Source organism: Actinokineospora sp. PR83 (assembly GCF_021056305.1).
GTDB lineage: Bacteria > Actinomycetota > Actinomycetes > Mycobacteriales > Pseudonocardiaceae > Actinokineospora > Actinokineospora spheciospongiae.
On record NZ_JAJCXD010000009.1, the window covers coordinates 1 to 16,071 of the forward strand.

A 16,071-nucleotide genomic window follows, 5' to 3' on the forward strand; every position below is an offset into this window, starting at 1 on the left:
CCCGGAGGTCCTGCGCCCCGAACCGGCCCGCCCGGAGCCCGCCCGGCCCGCCGCTCCGGAGGCCCCGCGCCCCGAGCCCGCCCGGGCGGAGGCCCCGCGCAAGAACGCCGACGGCTCGCAGTACGTCCGCCCCTCGCAGCGCGCCGCCGCGCAACCCGCCGCGCAACCGGAACGGACCACTCCGGACCGCCCGACCCCCGAACGGTCCGCACCGCAGCGCCCCACAGCACCTCAGCCCACCCCGGCCGGGTCCTCCCCAGCCCAGGCGCCCGCCCCCGGCGGCCTCGACGCCGCCGCCGTGCGCCGGGTGTGGTCGGAGCTGCTGGCCACCATCCGCAACACCAGCAAGCGCACGGCCGCACTCCTCGCCACCGCCACGGTCCAGACCGTGGAGGGCGACACCCTGGTCATCGCCCACGCCGCCGCGCCCCTGGCCCGCCTGCTGGCCGAGACCAGCAACACCGACGCCATCGCCCAGGCCCTGGTCACCCTGTTCGGCGGCACGTGGAAGGTCCGCTGCATCCACGCCGACCCCAGCTCCGCCCCCGACACCGGCACCGCCGCCCCGCCCAGGGCCCAGGCCAAAGCCACCCCCGAGCGCACCTTCGAACCCCCGCGCCGGGCGTCCCGCCCCGTCGAGCAACTCCCCCCGGAGCCCCCCGCCGAGGACATCCCCCCGCCCCCGGAGCCGGAGGACGAAGAGGAGATGCTGGCCCAGGCCGCGCACAAACCCGACCCGGACGCCCCCCGCCAGGACCCCGAGGCGGCGATGTTGAAACTGCTGGCCGAGAAGCTCGGCGCCCGCCCGGTGGAGGGCTAGGCCCACCCACGAGGTGTGTGGGTGTACCCGACTGGGTGGATGTGCTTGGCCGGGCCTGCGGTTTGCCGGGCGGTCAACCGGCTTGAAGACAGGCCCCAAAGCCGGCCAACCACCCCACCACCCGCGAGCCGGCCAACCAGCCACGCGTAACCCCACCCGCGCAGCCGCCGACCACCCAACAAACCGCCGGCCCGGCTACGAAAAGGCCCGGGTGGGTGGATCTGCTTGGGTGGGGGTAGCGATCATGTGCAAGCCTGCGTGGGCTGTGGGGCATCTCTTCAGCCCCACTCGGTCACACTGGGCGCATGATCGCTGTAGGGGCCCCGCCCGAGCAGATCCACCCACCCGGGCACCACCGACAAAATCCCGGCCCTTGAGCCGACAGCACACGACACAGCCCCGGCGAAGCGGACCCTAAGCGGCCTTGACCGCGCCGGACTCCGCCTCCACCCACGAGATCCCACCAGCCCCGGTGACCACCAACCGCAACGAGTCGGGCGTCCAGCGCACCTCAGTCGGCCCGGGCACGGCGGCGGAGCGCAGGTAGCGACCGGTCTCGGTCTCGTGCAACGAGATCCCGTCCGGCAGCGCCACCGCGAAGCGCCTGCCGTCCGGCGCGAGGTGCGCGGTGGCCGACAGCGGCAGGTCGGGGACCAGCGTGGACCACTCCGGTTCGGCGACGTTCCAGCGGGTCACCGCGGCCGATCCCGGGCCGTACTCGGTGGCGAGGAGGCGCTGGGAGTCGGGCAGCCAGGCCAGGGTGCGGTGGCCCGCGTCCACCGGTTCGGGGGAGATCAGCCGGACGTGGTCGTCCTCGGTGACCGGCATGGTGTCGACCAGGACGAGCTTGCGGGGCATCCGGATGGCGATGTGGCGGCTGTTCGCGCTGACCGCGGCCTCCAGGACCGAACCGCCCCGGTCGTAGACCGCCTGCTCCTCGCCGACCAGGACGTTCCTGATGACCACCGTGTAGAGCAGGCGGTGGCGCCGGTTGGCGCGGTAGACGATCCGGCCGGGGAGCACGCCCAGCAGCTCGGTGTCGTGGTCCGGTGAGCCCAGCAGGGGGGCCATCTTCCCGTTGGCGCGCAGGAGGGACAGGCGCGCGGGCGTTCCGTGCTGGACGACCACCGTGCGCTCTTCCGGGAGGTACCTGGCCAGGGTGAGGTCACCCACCACGGCGAGTTCGCGGCTGTTCCCCTTGGCGTCGGTCTCGACCAGCCGCGACTGGTCTCCTTCGGTTGCCGCGGTGAGCAACCGTCCCCGCTCGTCGACGTCGAGCACCCGCATCCCGGACATGATCCAAGCCTGTCACAGGGTGCTCAGCCGAGGAATCCGAGGATGCCGTTTGCTATCCCTTCGGCGTAGCGCTGCCGCCCGTCCGGGCTCGACAGGGTGGCCGCCTCGGCCGCGTCGCGCATGTTGCCGCACTCCACCAGGGCACTGGGGCGGGTGGCCAGGTTGAGCCCGGCCAGATCGTTCCGAGGGGACAGTCCGGCGGTGCCGGTGTAGGTGGAGGTGGGGAAGCCCGCGCCGACCAGCGCGTCCCGCAGGTCGCCCGCCAGTTCCAGCGACGGCCCGCCCTGCGCGGCGTTGAGCGGCGGGGACGAGTGGGCGATGTGGAAGCCGTGGGCGCCCGCGGCGGTCGAGCCGTCGGCGTGCAGGGACACGACCGCGGCGGCGTCGGCCTCGTTGCCGATGGCGGCGCGGCGGTCGACGCAGGGGCCGACCCCGGTGTCGTCGGGGCGGGTCAGGACGACCCGGACGCCCCGGGCGGTGAGCAGGGCGCGGACGCGCTGGGCGAGGTCCCAGGTGAAGGCGTGCTCCGGGTAGCCGGCGTTGGTGGCCGTCCCCGTGGTGTTGCACGCCTTGACCTGGCCGCGCCCGGCCGGGACCGGCTTGTTGATCTCCTTGGGGTGCGCCGCGTTGCCACCGTTGTGCCCGGGGTCCAGGACGACCACGCGACCGGCGGGCACGACCGGCTCGGTGGTGGTCGTCGGCGCGGCGGGCGGGGTGGTCGTCGTCGGTGTCGGGCTCGGCGGTGGGGTGGTCGTGGTGGGCGGGGTGGAGCCGACCGCGGTCGTCGTGGTCGGCGCCGCGCTGGTCGCCGCGGGGGCCGCGGGGGCGCCGCCGCAGGCCGCGGTGGCCAGGACGACGGAGCAGGTCAGGGCGACGCTTCGCAGCGGGGGTCGACGCAGCACGCCGCCCACCATGCCACGCGGGGGGTCCGCCTAGACTGGGGGCGACCACGATCCCCGACGAGAGGGGCCCCGGTGTTTCCCGGAGGCGGCGCACCCGACATGCAGGCCATGCTCGCGCAGCTCGGCAAGCTCCAGGAGCAGGCCGAGACCACCCAGCGCGAGATCGAGGAGGCCGAGTTCACCGGCACCTCCGGCGGCGGGGCCGTGGTGGCCACGGTCGCCGGGTCCGGCGAGCTGAAGGCCCTCGTGCTCAAGCCCGAGGTGGTCGACCCCGAGGAGGCCGAGCTGCTGGCCGACCTCATCGTCGCCGCGGTCCGCGACGCGTCCGGGCAGGTGCAGGAGCACGCCGACGCCAAGCGCGCCGAGCTGACCAGCGGTCTCGGACTGGGCGGCCTCGGCCTGCCCGGCATGTGAGGGCTGGGTGTACGAGGGCCCGGTACAGGACCTGATCGACGAGCTGGGCAGGTTGCCCGGTGTCGGGCCCAAGAGCGCCCAGCGGATCGCGTTCCACCTGCTCGGCGCCGAACCCGCCGACGTGACCCGGTTGCAGGAGGCCCTGCAGAAGGTCAAGGAGGGCGTGGTCTTCTGCGACGTCTGCGGCAACGTCTCCGAGGAGACCACCTGCCGCATCTGCCGGGACGCCCGGCGCGACCCGTCCGCGGTGTGCGTGGTCGAGGAACCCAAGGACGTCCTGGCCATCGAGCGCACCCGCGAGTTCAAGGGCCGCTATCACGTGCTCGGCGGCGCGCTCGACCCGTTGTCCGGCATCGGGCCCGAGCAGCTGCGCATCCGGCAATTGCTATCGCGGATCGGATCGCAGGAGATCACCGAGGTGATCCTGGCGATGGACCCGAACACCGAGGGCGAGGCCACCGCCACCTACCTGGTGCGGATGCTGCGCGACTTCCCCGGGCTCACCGTGACCCGGCTGGCCTCCGGCCTGCCGATGGGCGGCGACCTGGAGTTCGCCGACGAGCTGACGCTGGGCCGAGCCCTCTCCGGTCGCCGCACGGTGTGAGCCCGGCGCGGTGAGCCCGACCCCGCTGGAGTCGGCCGCGCTGGAGTCGGCCGCGGCGGTGCTGGCCGCCGCGCCCCGGCTGGGCGCGGTGCGGCTGGTGGCCGTCGACGGCCCGTCCGGGTCCGGCAAGACCACCTTTTCGGGGGACCTGGTGGCCGCGCTGCGCGGGCGCGGGGCGCGCGTCGCGCTGGTGCCGACCGACGACTTCGCCACCTGGGACGACCCGGTCGGCTGGTGGCCGCGGCTGGCCCGCGGGGTGCTGGACCGCTTGGCGCAGGGCCTCCCGGGTGCTTACCGCCGAATGGACTGGTCCACCGGCGAACCCCGGTTGGGCGGAACGGCCCACGTCGAACTCCCCGAGGTGCTGGTCGTCGAGGGCGTTTCCTCCGGCAGGCGCTCGGTGGCGCCCCTGCTGTCGCACCTCTTCTGGTGCGAGGTGCCCGATCCCGCGGTCCGGCTGGCGCGCGCGGTGGCTCGCGACGGGCACCCCAGTGAACCCCTGTTCCGCCGGTGGCAGCTCTTCGAGGCGGGGTGGTTCGCTGTGGACGGCACCAGTGACCGTGCGTCCACTCGTGTTCAGAGCTGACCGAACAGCGTATCTACGGTGTCCGCTCAGCGAACAAATTTTCCCTAAAAGTGACTGACAGTGTCAAAACAGTTGCGCAACGGTGATTCTGTGTATGTCAGTTGTTCGGATCGTGACCTCCCGTAGTTAAGAGTTCTCCACCAAAACAGCTATGGTCGGCCACCACACGGCGCGCTCCGGAAGACGGACCGCCGCGGAGACGAGGAGTGCGGGATGGCTTACCAGCGATCCGCGCGAGCCGGTCGGACGACCGCCACACCCGGCGGACCGCGACCGCACGCGCAGGCGCCAGGGCGGTTCACGGCATGACGGCACCGCCCGACGTCTCCGGCTCGGCCGCCGAGGCCGACCCGGAGGCCGCACTCGCGGGCATGCCCGCCAAGGCGATCCAGGGCCGCTCGCTCGGCCAGATCGCCTGGCTGCGGCTCAAGCGCGACAAGGTCGCGGTGGCCGCGGGCGTGTTCGTGGTCCTGCTGGTGCTGATGGCCGTCGCCGGGCTGCTGCTCGACCGGGTCTTCGACGTGGTGCACCCCAACACGTTCCACGAGGACCTGGTCGACACCGAGTTCGGCACGCTCGCCCCCAAGGGCGCCTTCGGCGGCATGAGCGCCGACCACATCTTCGGCGTGGAGCCCAAGAACGGCCGCGACATCGCCGCCCGGGTCTTCTCCGGCGCCTGGATCTCGCTGCTCATCGCGTTCCTGGCCACGCTGCTCTCGGTCTTCATCGGCACCGTCCTCGGCGTCACCGCCGGGTACTTCGGCGGCTGGGTCGACACCCTGATCAGCCGGGCGATGGACGTCTTCCTGGCGTTCCCGCTGCTGGTCTTCGCCATCGCCATGGTCGGCGTGCTGCCGGACGAGCTGTTCGGGCTGCGCGGCGAGGCGCTGCGAATCGCGCTGCTGATCTTCGTGATCGGCTTCTTCAACTGGCCCTACGCGGGCCGGATCGTGCGCGGCCAGACGCTGTCGCTGCGCGAACGCGAGTTCGTCGACGCGGCGCGCAGCCTGGGCGCGCGCGGCCCGTACATCCTCTTCCGGGAACTGCTGCCCAACCTGGTGGCGCCCATCCTCGTCTACGCGACGCTGCTGATCCCGACGAACATCCTGTTCGAATCGGCGCTGTCGTTCCTCGGTGTCGGGATCAACGCCCCCACCGCGACCTGGGGCGGGATGCTGTCGGAAGCCGCGGCGTACTACACGATCCCGCACTTCATGCTCTGGCCCGGTCTGGCGATCTTCGTGACCGTGCTCGCGTTCAACCTGTTCGGCGACGGCCTGCGCGACGCGCTCGACCCGCGTGCCCGATAGGTGATGGCAGTACCGGTGTCCTGGAAGGAAGGGTGCAACAGCACGATGAACAGCAAGCGCTTGGTCACCGCGGTCGCCGCGGGCGCTGCTGTTGCCATGGCACTGTCCGCCTGCGGCGGCAGTACCGGTGGCAACAGCGGTTCGGGGGAGTCCGGCTTCAACGCCGCCCTCGACAAATCCCTCAACCCCTCTGACAAGAAGGGTGGGGTCATCAAGATCGCCAACGCGGGCACCTGGGACTCCCTGGACCCCGGCGAGACCTACTACGGCTACTCGTGGAACTTCTTGCGGCTCTACGGCCGGTCGCTGGTGATGTTCAAGCCCGCCCCCGGCAGCGCGTCCAACGAGCTGGTCCCGGACCTCGCCGAGAAGCTCGGTGAGCCCAGCGACGGCGGCAAGACCTGGACCTACAAGCTGCGCACCGGCATCAAGTACGAGGACGGCACCCCGGTGACCGCCAAGGACGTCGCGTACGCGGTCCTGCGGTCCACCGACAAGGAGACCTTCCCGAACGGCCCCGCCTACTTCGAGGGCTTCCTCAACCTGCCCGAGGGCTACAAGGGTCCGTACAAGACCCCGGACATGGACACCAGTTCGGCCATCACCACGCCGGACGACCAGACCATCGTCTTCCACCTCAAGGCGCCCTTCGGCGGCTTCGACTACATGGCGCAGCTCCCGCAGACCGCCCCGGTGCCCAAGGCCAAGGACACCGGCGCCAAGTACAAGGAGCACGTGGTCTCCACGGGCCCGTACAAGTTCGACAAGAACGAGATCGACAAGAAGTTCAACCTGGTCCGCAACGACCAGTGGGACCCGGCCACCGACCCGAACCGCAAGGCGCTGCCGGACGGCTACGAGGTCGAGATGAACGTCAACGCCGACGACATCGACAACCGGCTGATCAACGGCGACCTGCACATCGACATCGCGGGCACCGGCGTGCAGCCCGCGTCGCTGAGCCGCGTCCTCGGCGACCCGAGCCTCAAGGCGAACGCGGACAACCCGACGATCGCGCGCCTGTGGTACACCTCGATCAACCCGACGGTCGCCCCGCTGGACAACATCGACTGCCGCAAGGCGGTCGAGTACGCCACGGACAAGACCAGCTACCAGACCGCGTACGGCGGCCCGTTCTCCGGCGGCGAGATCGCCACCACCATCATGCCGCCGCTGATCCCCGGCCAGGAGAAGTTCGACCTGTACCCGGCCGGCGCCGACGGCAAGGGCGACGTGAACAAGGCCAAGGAGGCGCTGGCCGCCTGCGGCCAGCCCAACGGCTTCGAGACGAACATCTCCTACCGGGCCGAGCGCCCCAAGGAGAAGGCCGCCGCCGAGTCGCTGCAGCAGTCGCTCGCCCGCGTCGGCATCAAGCTGACCCTCCGCGCCTTCCCGCAGGGCGACTACTTCTCCCAGTTCGCAGGCAACCCGCCGTACGTCAAGGCCAACAACCTCGGCCTGGTCATCAACGGCTGGGGCGCGGACTGGAACGACGGCTTCGGCTTCCTGTCGCAGATCGTCGACAGCCGGGTCATCCGGGAGGGCGGCGGCTCGTCGAACACCTCCGTGCGCATCCCCGAGGTCGACACGATGCTCGACGCGGCCATCGCCGAGACCGACGCGACCAAGCGCGAGGCGATGTGGGGCGACATCGACAAGCGGGTCATGGAAGAGGCCGTGATCCTGCCGGGTGTGTACGCGAAGAGCCTGCTCATCCGCGGCAAGGGCCTGACGAACGTCTTCGTCTCGGAGGCGTTCGGCATGTACGACTACCTGGCCCTCGGCGCCAGCTAGCCCACCGACGGTCGAAGCGACGTTAGGCAGGTGAAGGCAGCAGGCGGTGGGCCCGGGACGACCTCCCGGGCCCACCGCCGGTGCCGGCCACTGTGATCACATACATCATCAGGCGGCTGTTCGCCGCGGTCGTGCTGCTGTTCATCGTCAGCATGATCACGTTCGCCATCTTCTTCGTGATCCCGAAGCTCGGTGGCGGCACCCCGGAAACCCTGGCGTCGCGCTACGTCGGTCGCGCGGCCACCGCCGAGACCGTCCGGCTCACCGCCGAGCGGCTCGGCTTCTACGACCCGATCGCGGTGCAGTACGGCAACTGGCTGAAGGGCATCTTCGTCGGCGCCTACTACGACTACGGCCCGGCCGTGGACTACTGCCCGGCCCCGTGCCTGGGCTACTCGTTCCGCACCAACCAGCCGGTGCTGCCGGACCTGCTCGACCGGCTCCCGGTCACCCTGTCGCTGGCCAGCGGCGCGGCGATCCTGTGGCTGCTCGCGGGCATCTCCGTTGGCACGCTCTCCGCGCTGCGCAAGGGATCGGTTCTCGACCGCATGTCGATGGGCGTCGCCCTCGCCGGTGTCTCGCTGCCGATCTTCTTCACCGGCCTGATCTCGCTGGCCTTCTTCAGCTACCAGCTCGGCTGGACCGCACCAGGCGGGTCCTACACCCCGATCACCGAGAACATCGGCGACTGGGCGTACGCGCTGCTGCTGCCGTGGATCACCCTCGCCTTCCAGTTCTCCGCCCAGTACGCCCGGCTCACCCGGGCCGGGATGCTGGAGACGATGAACGAGGACTTCATCCGCACGGCCCGCGCCAAGGGCCTGGTCGAGCGCAAGGTCGTGGTCAAGCACGGCCTGCGCGGCGCGCTCACCCCGATCCTGACCATCTTCGGCCTGGACATCGGCCTGCTGCTCGGCGGCGCCGTGCTGACCGAGTCGGCGTTCTCGCTCAAGGGACTCGGCCAGTACGCCATCGACGCGATCAAGAACTACGACCTGCCCAAGGTGATGGGGGTGACGATCATGGCCGCGTTCTTCATCGTGCTGGCCAACCTGGTCGTCGACCTCCTCTACGCCGTCGTCGACCCGAGGGTGCGCACCGCATGAGCAGCAGCACGGGAGCAGAGAACCCGTTCCTGGAAGTCCGCAACCTGCGCGTGCACTTCCCCACCGACGACGGCGTGGTCAAGTCCGTCGACGACCTGTCGTTCAGCGTCCACCGCGGCAAGACCCTGGGCATCGTCGGCGAGTCCGGCTCCGGCAAGAGCGTCACCAGCCTGTCGGTGATGGGGCTGCACAAGCGGGGCACCGCGGACATCACCGGCGAGATCCTGCTCGACGGGCAGGACCTGGTGGGCATGGACCCCGACGCCGTGCGCCGGTTGCGCGGCAAGCGAATGGCGATGATCTTCCAGGACCCGCTGTCGGCGATGCACCCGTTCTACACGGTGGGCAGCCAGATCGTCGAGGCGTACCGGGTGCACAACAAGGTCACCAAGCAGGTGGCCCGCAAGCACGCCATCGACCTGCTGGAGCGGGTCGGCATCCCGAACCCGAAGTCGCGGGTGGACGACTACCCGCACCAGTTCTCCGGCGGGATGCGCCAGCGCGCGATGATCGCCATGGCGCTGTCCTGCGACCCCGAGCTGCTCATCGCCGACGAGCCGACCACCGCGCTCGACGTGACCGTGCAGGCGCAGATCCTGGACCTGATCCGGGACCTGCAGGCCGAGTTCAACTCCGCCGTCGTGATCATCACCCACGACCTCGGGGTGGTCGCCGAGCTGGCCGACGACATCATGGTCATGTACGCGGGCCGGGCGGTGGAGTACAGCACCGCCGAGGACATCTTCACCAACCCGCAGCACCCCTACACCTGGGGCCTGCTCGGTTCCATGCCCCGCCTCGACCGCGAGCGCACCGAGCGCCTGCAACCGATCGCGGGCTCCCCGCCCAGCCTGATCAACGTGCCGCGCGGCTGCCCGTTCAACCCCCGGTGCGCCTACGACGCGCTCAACGGCGACCTCAGCACCACCGAGCGCCCGGAGTTCCGCGACGTCGGCGGCGGCCACTTCATCGCCTGCCACCTGTCGGGCGAGGAGCGGACACGCATCTGGGAGAACGAGATCAGGCCGAAGCTGTGAACGAGGACGCTGTGACTTCCCTGACTTCCCTGACTTCTCCTGCCAACGGAACGGCGGTGGACCGGGACGACCTCCTGGTCGCCGAGGACCTGCAGATGCACTTCCCGATCCGCCGCGGCCTGCTGCGCCGCAAGGTCGGCGCGGTGCAGGCCGTGGACGGGCTGACGTTCTCGGTCAAGCGCGGGGAGACCCTGTCGATCGTCGGCGAGTCCGGCTGCGGCAAGACCACCACCGGCCGCCTGCTGACCCGCCTGCTGGAACCCACCGGCGGCAAGGTCACCCTGGAGGGCCGCGACATCACGCACCTGTCCATGTCGGACATGCGCCCGATGCGCCGTGACATCCAGATGATCTTCCAGGACCCGTACTCGTCGCTGAACCCCCGGCACACCGTCGGCACGATCGTCGGCGCCCCGTACCGGTTGCAGAAGGTCGACCCGCCCGGCGGCGTCAAGAAGGCCGTGCAGGACCTCCTGGAGCTGGTGGGCCTCAACCCGGAGCACTACAACCGCTACCCGCACGAGTTCTCCGGCGGCCAGCGCCAGCGCATCGGGATCGCCCGCACCCTGGCGCTGCGGCCGAAGCTGATCGTCGCGGACGAACCGGTGTCGGCGCTGGACGTGTCCATCCAGGCGCAGGTGGTGAACCTGCTGGAGGACCTGCAGGACGAGTTCGACCTGACCTACGTGATGATCGCGCACGACCTGTCGGTGGTGCGGCACGTGTCCGACCGGGTCGCGGTCATGTACCTGGGCCAGATCATGGAGATCGCCGACCGGACCGCGCTCTACGAGCGGCCCATGCACCCGTACACGGTGGCGCTGCTGTCGGCGGTCCCCATCCCGGACACCAACCGCAAGAACAACCGGGAACGCATCCGCCTGCAGGGCGACGTGCCCAGCCCGATCAACCCGCCGTCGGGGTGCCGGTTCCACACCCGGTGCTGGAAGGCGCAGGAGATCTGCAAGACGGTGCAGCCGCCGCTGGCGGAGCTGGCCCCCGGCCACCGGGCCGCCTGCCACTTCCCGGAGAACACCGACGAGCTGACGGTCGACCCGACCGGCGCCGCGGGCTAGCCGACCGCACGCGAAGGCCCCACCCGGTTCCGGGCGGGGCCTTCGTGCACGTCAGGGCCCTTTTTGTCGGTGGTACGCGCTACGCTCGGGGCAGTTGGTCGAGGTGAGGGGGCGCACTGGTGGCTGGCAGGCGGGGGTCCGGTGAGTGGGGCGAGGAACCGTTGGAGATCGCGCGTCTGCGCGAATCGGGGGCGATCGGCGACCCGCGCCCACCCGCGCGGGACGGCGGAGAAGTCGGGGTGCTCGCCGTCCGGTGGGTCTGCGCGGTGGTCCTGCTCGGCCTGGTCCTCACGATCCTGGCCACCGGCAACCTGTGGCTGCTGATCGTCGTCGCCCAGGTCCTGCTCGTGGCGACGTGGACGGCGACCGGCTGGCGCCAGTTCCTCAGCCGGGACCACCACCGGTAGCCGGGTCGGTGTGCTGAGGCGGAGTGGTCAGTTCCCGATCCGCTCCTCCATCAGTGCGATCACGGCGATGAACTCGGTTTCGGTCAGGTGCAACCAGGGCTGGGGCAGCTCGGCGGGGTGCGAGTCGAGTTCGCGCAGCGCTGCCACCGGCCTCGGGTGCAACCTCACCCAAGCCTGTCTCTCCAGTGAGTCGAAGCGCGCCGCGAACACGTGGTCCACCCCGTCGCCCGCCCAGGCGACCAAGCCGTCCAGCATCCGACCGCCACGGCGCCGCGCGTCGATGTTCCCGTCCACGTCGGTGATCGCCCACCCCGGACTGGCCTCCAGCGCCACCCGCAACGGTTGCAGGTTCACGCGCCACCACCCCACAACCGGACGACAAGCTCCCGCGACACCCCTGCCGACAACGCCGAGCCCATGGCCACGCGCAGTGGAGCGACGTAGTGCTCGGCGTGCTCGTTCTCCAGGATGACGACGGTGTAGTCGAGATCCAGGACCACCACCGGTGCGAAGTGGCGGAAGCGGAGCACCTGAACAGGGTGTCGAAACGGTGGTGCGACACCATCCGGGATGATCCGCACCCCACCGAGCCGCGCCAGTCGGACCAAGCGTTTCGTCTGCGAGTCGAGTTCTCCCCCCGACCCGTCCAAGGCGCGATTCGGCACGTAATGCGTCCACACGACGTCCTCCGCGTGTCTGGCCTGCACAGCCTCGGGCGAGACGCGAGCATTGCCCAAGACACGCGGTCCACCGGTCACACCGTAGGTGTCCACCGCGTCCGCCAAGGACCACAGCGCGCGAACGGTGCCGTTGGGATCGGAATCCGACGGAGTTGCGTGGATCAACCAGTCCTTCTTCTCGCTCTCCCGCGCCAAGCCGTAGAGGTACGGACGACGGTCGGGCGGAACATCCAGAACGGCGCACAACCCCCCGATTTCCACCGGGCCCGGGACCCGGCGGCCCGTCATCATGCGGTTCACCATCGCCGGTGACATGTCCATGGCCTCCGCCAAAGCCCGGGTGGTCACACCGTGCCGCACCCGGACCGCGTCCAACTCCGACGACAACAGCAACGACCGGGCGGTCTTCGCCCGGATGTCGTGGCGCGCGCGGCTGAATCCCTCTTGTGTACCCATGATCCCCACTGCTGGCATACCGATCTACCTGTTCTCCGAACCACGGTGCCGGTCACGCACCCGCTCCAGACACCTCCGGGCGTAGGCCCGCAGCCCCGTGTGGTCACTCCAGTCCAGGGCAAGGGGCTTCGGGAGCACGCAGAGCGGTTGTTGCGGACCCTCCACCGGTGGGGCGGGAAACTTCGTCTCGCGGATGACCAGGAAACGCCGTTGCTCCACGCACGTCCCCACGAACACCGCGATCCCGGTATCCCCTTTGGCCAACCGGAACGTGTAACCGCCCTCGAACACGCGCGAACAAGCCCGAGTCCCGATATCACCACTGGAAGTGACCGATATGCCCATGGCGGTGGTCGTCTTCACCGGCTCACCCCCTGATCTCCCTCTACGCTGGGCGCTGGACCCGTCACTCACAGGTACTCTCAGGGTTCGGCACGCGAATGGGAACGACCCAGACGTCTACACACGTCTACGGCGGAGGGAGTTGCAGCGTGAGCGACCTGGGTGCGACACTCCGGGCGGCGCGTGTGGCAGCGGGGCTGAGCCTGGAGGGCATGTCGCGGCTGACCCACTTCAGCAAATCAACCCTCGGACACATCGAAACGGGGCGACGAGCAGTCCAAAGCGAACACGTGATCGCTTATTCGCGGGCTCTCGGGCTTTCAATCGACACCCTTTACGGGAACCCGTTCGATCCTCTGCGTATGGCTCACGAATGGCTTGTCCGGGAAACGCCCGTGCGTGAACACCTCAGATCCGGCCGTCGCATCGGATCGTCTTTGACCGACACATTGGAGAATCGTGTCGTAGAACTCAGACACTTGGATGACTTTGTCGGCGGGCGTGACCTCCTCCCTGTGGTCCAACGGGAATTCGAAGAAATTCAGATGCTCGCCAAAGAAGCCAGTTTCGATGAGGTAAACGGACGCAGGCTGTTGGTGGCTATCGGTGAACTGGCGCAGTTGGCCGGCTGGGTCGCCAGTGATGCCGGTCGGTACTCAGAGGCTCAAGCGACCTATTTGACGGGTGTGGCGGCGGCTCGCGAAGCCGACGACCAGGTTTTGGTCGGCCAACTCTTTTCCAGTCTGGCCTATCAGATGGCCAATGTGGGAGATCCGGCTGATGCCGTGCTTCTCGCGCAAAGTGCCGTGGCTGGCGCTACGAAAGCCGTTCCGGCTGTCAAGACGCTCTTGCGGGAGAGGTTGGCGTGGTCCTACGCGCGTGCCCGTGACAAGACTTCGGCAGTGCGAACCTTGGGGCTGGTGGATGAGGAGTGGGAACGTCGATCCCACAACGATGACGAGCCGGAGTGGGTCTACTGGCTGAACCGACACGAAATCGATGTCATGGCTGGACGATGTCTGATCGAACTGGGTCAACCTTCTGCGGCCAAGCCGCTTCTCCTCGACGCGATCGAGACTTATTCATCCGATCGGGTGCGAGAAAAGGCGCTGTACATGACCTGGTTGGCCGAATCGCAGGCCAATGCGGGAGAGCTCGATGAAGCACGTCTGACGCTGGAGCAAGCCCGCGAAATCTCCGGGAGTGTTCAATCCTCCCGCCTGGAACTGCGGATGAGCCAGGTCGAGCGCTTGGCCAGTTGATCAACGAACGGCGGTCTCGCATCGCCTGCCCCACCGGCCCCCGGGCACTGCCCGGGGGCCGGTCGGCGGATCAGCGGAAGGCGCGGTTCACCGCGGACACGACGGCCCGCAGCGAGGCGGAGACGATCGAGCTGTCCACGGCCACCCCGAACAGGACCCGGTCGCCGATGGCGCACTCGACGTAGGCCGCCGCGCGGGCGTCGTCGCCCGCGGTGAGGGCGTGCTCGGAGTAGTCCAGGACGCGGACGTCGTAGCCGACCGTGGCCAGGGCGTCGACGAAGGCGGCGATGGGGCCGTTGCCGCTGCCGGTGACGTCGTGGGAGTCGCCCTCGACGTCGACCGTCGCGTGGATCTCGTTGGTGCCGTCCTCGTTGCCCGAGATCCGGTGGCGGCGCAGGCGCAGCGGGCTGACGCGGTCCAGGTACTCGGTGGCGAAGACGTCCCACATCTCCTTGGGGCCGACCTCGCCGCCCTCGGAGTCCGTCACCGCCTGGATGACCTGGGAGAACTCGATCTGCAGGCGGCGCGGCAGCTTGAGCTGGTGCTCGGTCTTCATCACGTACGCGACGCCGCCCTTGCCGGACTGCGAGTTGACCCGGATGACCGCCTCGTACGAGCGGCCCACGTCCTTCGGGTCGATCGGCAGGTACGGGACCTCCCACGGGTGGTCCTCGACCGGGGTGCCCGCCGCCTCGGCGTCGGCGCGCAGGGCGTCGAAGCCCTTGTTGATCGCGTCCTGGTGGCTGCCGGAGAACGCGGTGAAGACCAGGTCGCCGCCCCACGGGTGGCGCTCGGCGACCGGCAGCTGGTTGCAGTACTCGACCGTGCGGCGGATCTCGTCGATGTCGGAGAAGTCGATCTGCGGGTCGATGCCCTGGCTGAACAGGTTCATCCCCAGGGTGACCAGGTCGACGTTGCCGGTGCGCTCACCGTTGCCGAACAGGCAGCCTTCGATGCGGTCCGCCCCGGCCAGGTAGCCCAGCTCGGCCGCGGCGACGCCGGTGCCGCGGTCGTTGTGCGGGTGCAGGCTCAGGACCAGCGAGTCCCGGTTGTCCAGGTTCCGGTGCATCCACTCGATGGAGTCGGCGTAGACGTTCGGGGTGGCCATCTCCACGGTGGCGGGCAGGTTGACGACCATCGGGCGGTCCGGGGTCGGCTGCCACACCGCGGCCACCGCGTTGCACACCTCGGCGGCGTAGGACAGCTCGGTGCCGGTGTAGGACTCGGGGGAGTACTCGAAGCGGAAGTCGGTGTCCGGGTACTTCTCGGCGAAGGCCAGCACGCACTCGGCGCCGTCGGTGGCGATCTTCTTGATGCCCGCGCGGTCGGAGCGGAACACGACCTTGCGCTGCAGGATCGACGTCGAGTTGTAGAGGTGCACGATCGCGCTGTGCACGCCCTCCAGCGCCTCGTAGGTGCGCTCGATCAGCTCCGGGCGGGCCTGGGTCAGCACCTGGATGCGCACGTCCGCCGGGATGGCGCCCTCGGTGATGATCTCCCGGACGAAGTCGAAGTCGGTCTGGCTGGCGGCCGGGAAGCCGACCTCGATCTCCTTGTAGCCCATGCGCACCAGCAGGTCGAACATGCGCCGCTTGCGGGCCGGGGACATCGGGTCGATCAGCGCCTGGTTGCCGTCGCGCAGGTCGACCGCGCACCACATCGGGGCGCGCTCGATGCGCTTGGTCGGCCAGGTGCGGTCGGGTACGTCGACCTTCTCGACCAGCTCGGGGAACGGGCGGTAGCGGTGGAAGGGCATCGAGCTGCCGCGCTGCGGGTTCCACGCGGGCTGGGTGTCCGGTGCCGGTCGCGCGGGGGTGCGCAGGCGGCTGGGGGCGTTGCCGATGTTCTCGGGAACACTGCTCATGATGGGGGTCTCCTGCTTACGGGTCGTCGAGCGACCGGCGGAAACGCCGACCTCCGCGACGGGGAGCCGGTCTGGGTCAGACCCCGTCGCGGCGGAGAAGCAGGAGAGCACGCGC

15 protein-coding genes and 1 pseudogene are annotated in these 16,071 nt (G+C 69.7%); 11 read left to right on the plus strand and 5 right to left on the minus strand.

All coding sequences use genetic code 11. The annotated features are described in order from the left end of the window. Positions 1-820: pseudogene (locus L6E12_RS02560) on the plus strand (DNA polymerase III subunit gamma/tau); the annotation flags it as partial. 414 nt (positions 821-1,234) lie between these two features. Here the strand turns inward: L6E12_RS02560 and L6E12_RS02565 are convergent. Together L6E12_RS02565 and L6E12_RS02570 are read right to left on the minus strand one after the other, a co-directional pair. Then, on the minus strand, positions 1,235-2,116 hold the full coding sequence (locus L6E12_RS02565) for a hypothetical protein (RefSeq protein ID WP_236226245.1): 882 nt from the start codon (positions 2,114-2,116) through the stop codon (positions 1,235-1,237). 23 nt (positions 2,117-2,139) lie between these two features. Then, entirely contained in the window at positions 2,140-3,015 is an 876-nt protein-coding gene (locus L6E12_RS02570) for an N-acetylmuramoyl-L-alanine amidase (protein WP_240012275.1), read from the minus strand. A 102-nt stretch (positions 3,016-3,117) separates the two neighbouring features. On the opposite strand from L6E12_RS02570, the gene L6E12_RS02575 reads away from it, so the two are divergent. The 9 genes from L6E12_RS02575 (at position 3,118) to L6E12_RS02615 (ending at position 11,352) form a co-directional block, all read left to right on the plus strand. Next, a complete protein-coding gene (locus L6E12_RS02575; protein WP_035280003.1) occupies positions 3,118-3,432 on the plus strand; it encodes a YbaB/EbfC family nucleoid-associated protein in 315 nt (104 codons plus the stop codon). Positions 3,433-3,439: 7 nt separating this feature from the next. Next, positions 3,440-4,036, plus strand: a complete 597-nt coding sequence (gene recR / locus L6E12_RS02580; protein ID WP_110079256.1) for a recombination mediator RecR — start codon at positions 3,440-3,442, stop codon at positions 4,034-4,036. A gap of 10 nt (positions 4,037-4,046) precedes the next feature. Further along, positions 4,047-4,622 carry a uridine kinase gene (locus tag L6E12_RS02585; protein WP_374201827.1) on the plus strand — a complete coding sequence of 192 codons (576 nt, stop codon included), beginning with the start codon at positions 4,047-4,049 and terminating at the stop codon, positions 4,620-4,622. Positions 4,623-4,927: 305 nt separating this feature from the next. Next, positions 4,928-5,932, plus strand: a complete 1,005-nt coding sequence (locus tag L6E12_RS02590; protein WP_236226247.1) for an ABC transporter permease — start codon at positions 4,928-4,930, stop codon at positions 5,930-5,932. Positions 5,933-5,977: 45 nt separating this feature from the next. Continuing rightward, on the plus strand, positions 5,978-7,726 hold the full coding sequence (locus L6E12_RS02595) for an ABC transporter substrate-binding protein (protein ID WP_236226248.1): 1,749 nt from the start codon (positions 5,978-5,980) through the stop codon (positions 7,724-7,726). A gap of 92 nt (positions 7,727-7,818) precedes the next feature. Further along, positions 7,819-8,832: an ABC transporter permease gene (locus L6E12_RS35250; RefSeq protein ID WP_236226249.1), complete on the plus strand. Its 1,014-nt coding sequence runs from the start codon at positions 7,819-7,821 to the stop codon at positions 8,830-8,832. Then, positions 8,829-9,869: an ABC transporter ATP-binding protein gene (locus L6E12_RS02605; protein WP_236226250.1), complete on the plus strand. Its 1,041-nt coding sequence runs from the start codon at positions 8,829-8,831 to the stop codon at positions 9,867-9,869. Before L6E12_RS35250 ends, L6E12_RS02605 begins: the two co-directional genes overlap by 4 nt. A 95-nt stretch (positions 9,870-9,964) precedes the next feature. Beyond that, positions 9,965-10,945, plus strand: coding sequence for a dipeptide ABC transporter ATP-binding protein (locus L6E12_RS02610; protein ID WP_236226306.1), 981 nt, complete (start codon positions 9,965-9,967; stop codon positions 10,943-10,945). A gap of 161 nt (positions 10,946-11,106) precedes the next feature. Continuing rightward, positions 11,107-11,352: a hypothetical protein gene (locus L6E12_RS02615; RefSeq protein WP_236226251.1), complete on the plus strand. Its 246-nt coding sequence runs from the start codon at positions 11,107-11,109 to the stop codon at positions 11,350-11,352. Positions 11,353-11,379: 27 nt separating this feature from the next. On the opposite strand, the gene L6E12_RS02620 is transcribed toward L6E12_RS02615, so the two are convergent. Together L6E12_RS02620 and L6E12_RS02625 are read right to left on the minus strand one after the other, a co-directional pair. Beyond that, positions 11,380-11,706 carry a hypothetical protein gene (locus L6E12_RS02620; protein WP_236226252.1) on the minus strand — a complete coding sequence of 109 codons (327 nt, stop codon included), beginning with the start codon at positions 11,704-11,706 and terminating at the stop codon, positions 11,380-11,382. Beyond that, complete coding sequence (locus tag L6E12_RS02625; RefSeq protein WP_236226253.1) at positions 11,703-12,488, minus strand: helix-turn-helix transcriptional regulator; 786 nt, start codon at positions 12,486-12,488, stop codon at positions 11,703-11,705. Before L6E12_RS02625 ends, L6E12_RS02620 begins: the two co-directional genes overlap by 4 nt. Before the next feature lie 491 nt (positions 12,489-12,979). On the opposite strand from L6E12_RS02625, the gene L6E12_RS02630 reads away from it, so the two are divergent. Beyond that, positions 12,980-14,092, plus strand: coding sequence for a helix-turn-helix transcriptional regulator (locus L6E12_RS02630; protein ID WP_236226254.1), 1,113 nt, complete (start codon positions 12,980-12,982; stop codon positions 14,090-14,092). A gap of 70 nt (positions 14,093-14,162) precedes the next feature. On the opposite strand, the gene leuA is transcribed toward L6E12_RS02630, so the two are convergent. After that, complete coding sequence (gene leuA / locus L6E12_RS02635) at positions 14,163-15,956, minus strand: 2-isopropylmalate synthase (RefSeq protein WP_236226255.1); 1,794 nt, start codon at positions 15,954-15,956, stop codon at positions 14,163-14,165. Between the last annotated feature and the right edge of the window lie 115 nt (positions 15,957-16,071).

Bases quoted from the DNA above. Each gene is read 5' to 3' on its own strand.
- L6E12_RS02565 (WP_236226245.1), bottom strand. From the start codon at position 2,116: ATGTCCGGGATGCGGGTGCTCGACGTCGACGAGCGGGGACGGTTGCTC.
- L6E12_RS02605 (WP_236226250.1), top strand. From the start codon at position 8,829: ATGAGCAGCAGCACGGGAGCAGAGAACCCGTTCCTGGAAGTCCGCAAC.
- L6E12_RS02575 (WP_035280003.1), top strand. From the start codon at position 3,118: ATGCAGGCCATGCTCGCGCAGCTCGGCAAGCTCCAGGAGCAGGCCGAG.
- L6E12_RS02595 (WP_236226248.1), top strand. From the start codon at position 5,978: ATGAACAGCAAGCGCTTGGTCACCGCGGTCGCCGCGGGCGCTGCTGTT.
- L6E12_RS02590 (WP_236226247.1), top strand. From the start codon at position 4,928: ATGACGGCACCGCCCGACGTCTCCGGCTCGGCCGCCGAGGCCGACCCG.
- L6E12_RS02610 (WP_236226306.1), top strand. From the start codon at position 9,965: ATGCACTTCCCGATCCGCCGCGGCCTGCTGCGCCGCAAGGTCGGCGCG.
- leuA (WP_236226255.1), bottom strand. From the start codon at position 15,956: ATGAGCAGTGTTCCCGAGAACATCGGCAACGCCCCCAGCCGCCTGCGC.
- L6E12_RS02625 (WP_236226253.1), bottom strand. From the start codon at position 12,488: ATGGGTACACAAGAGGGATTCAGCCGCGCGCGCCACGACATCCGGGCG.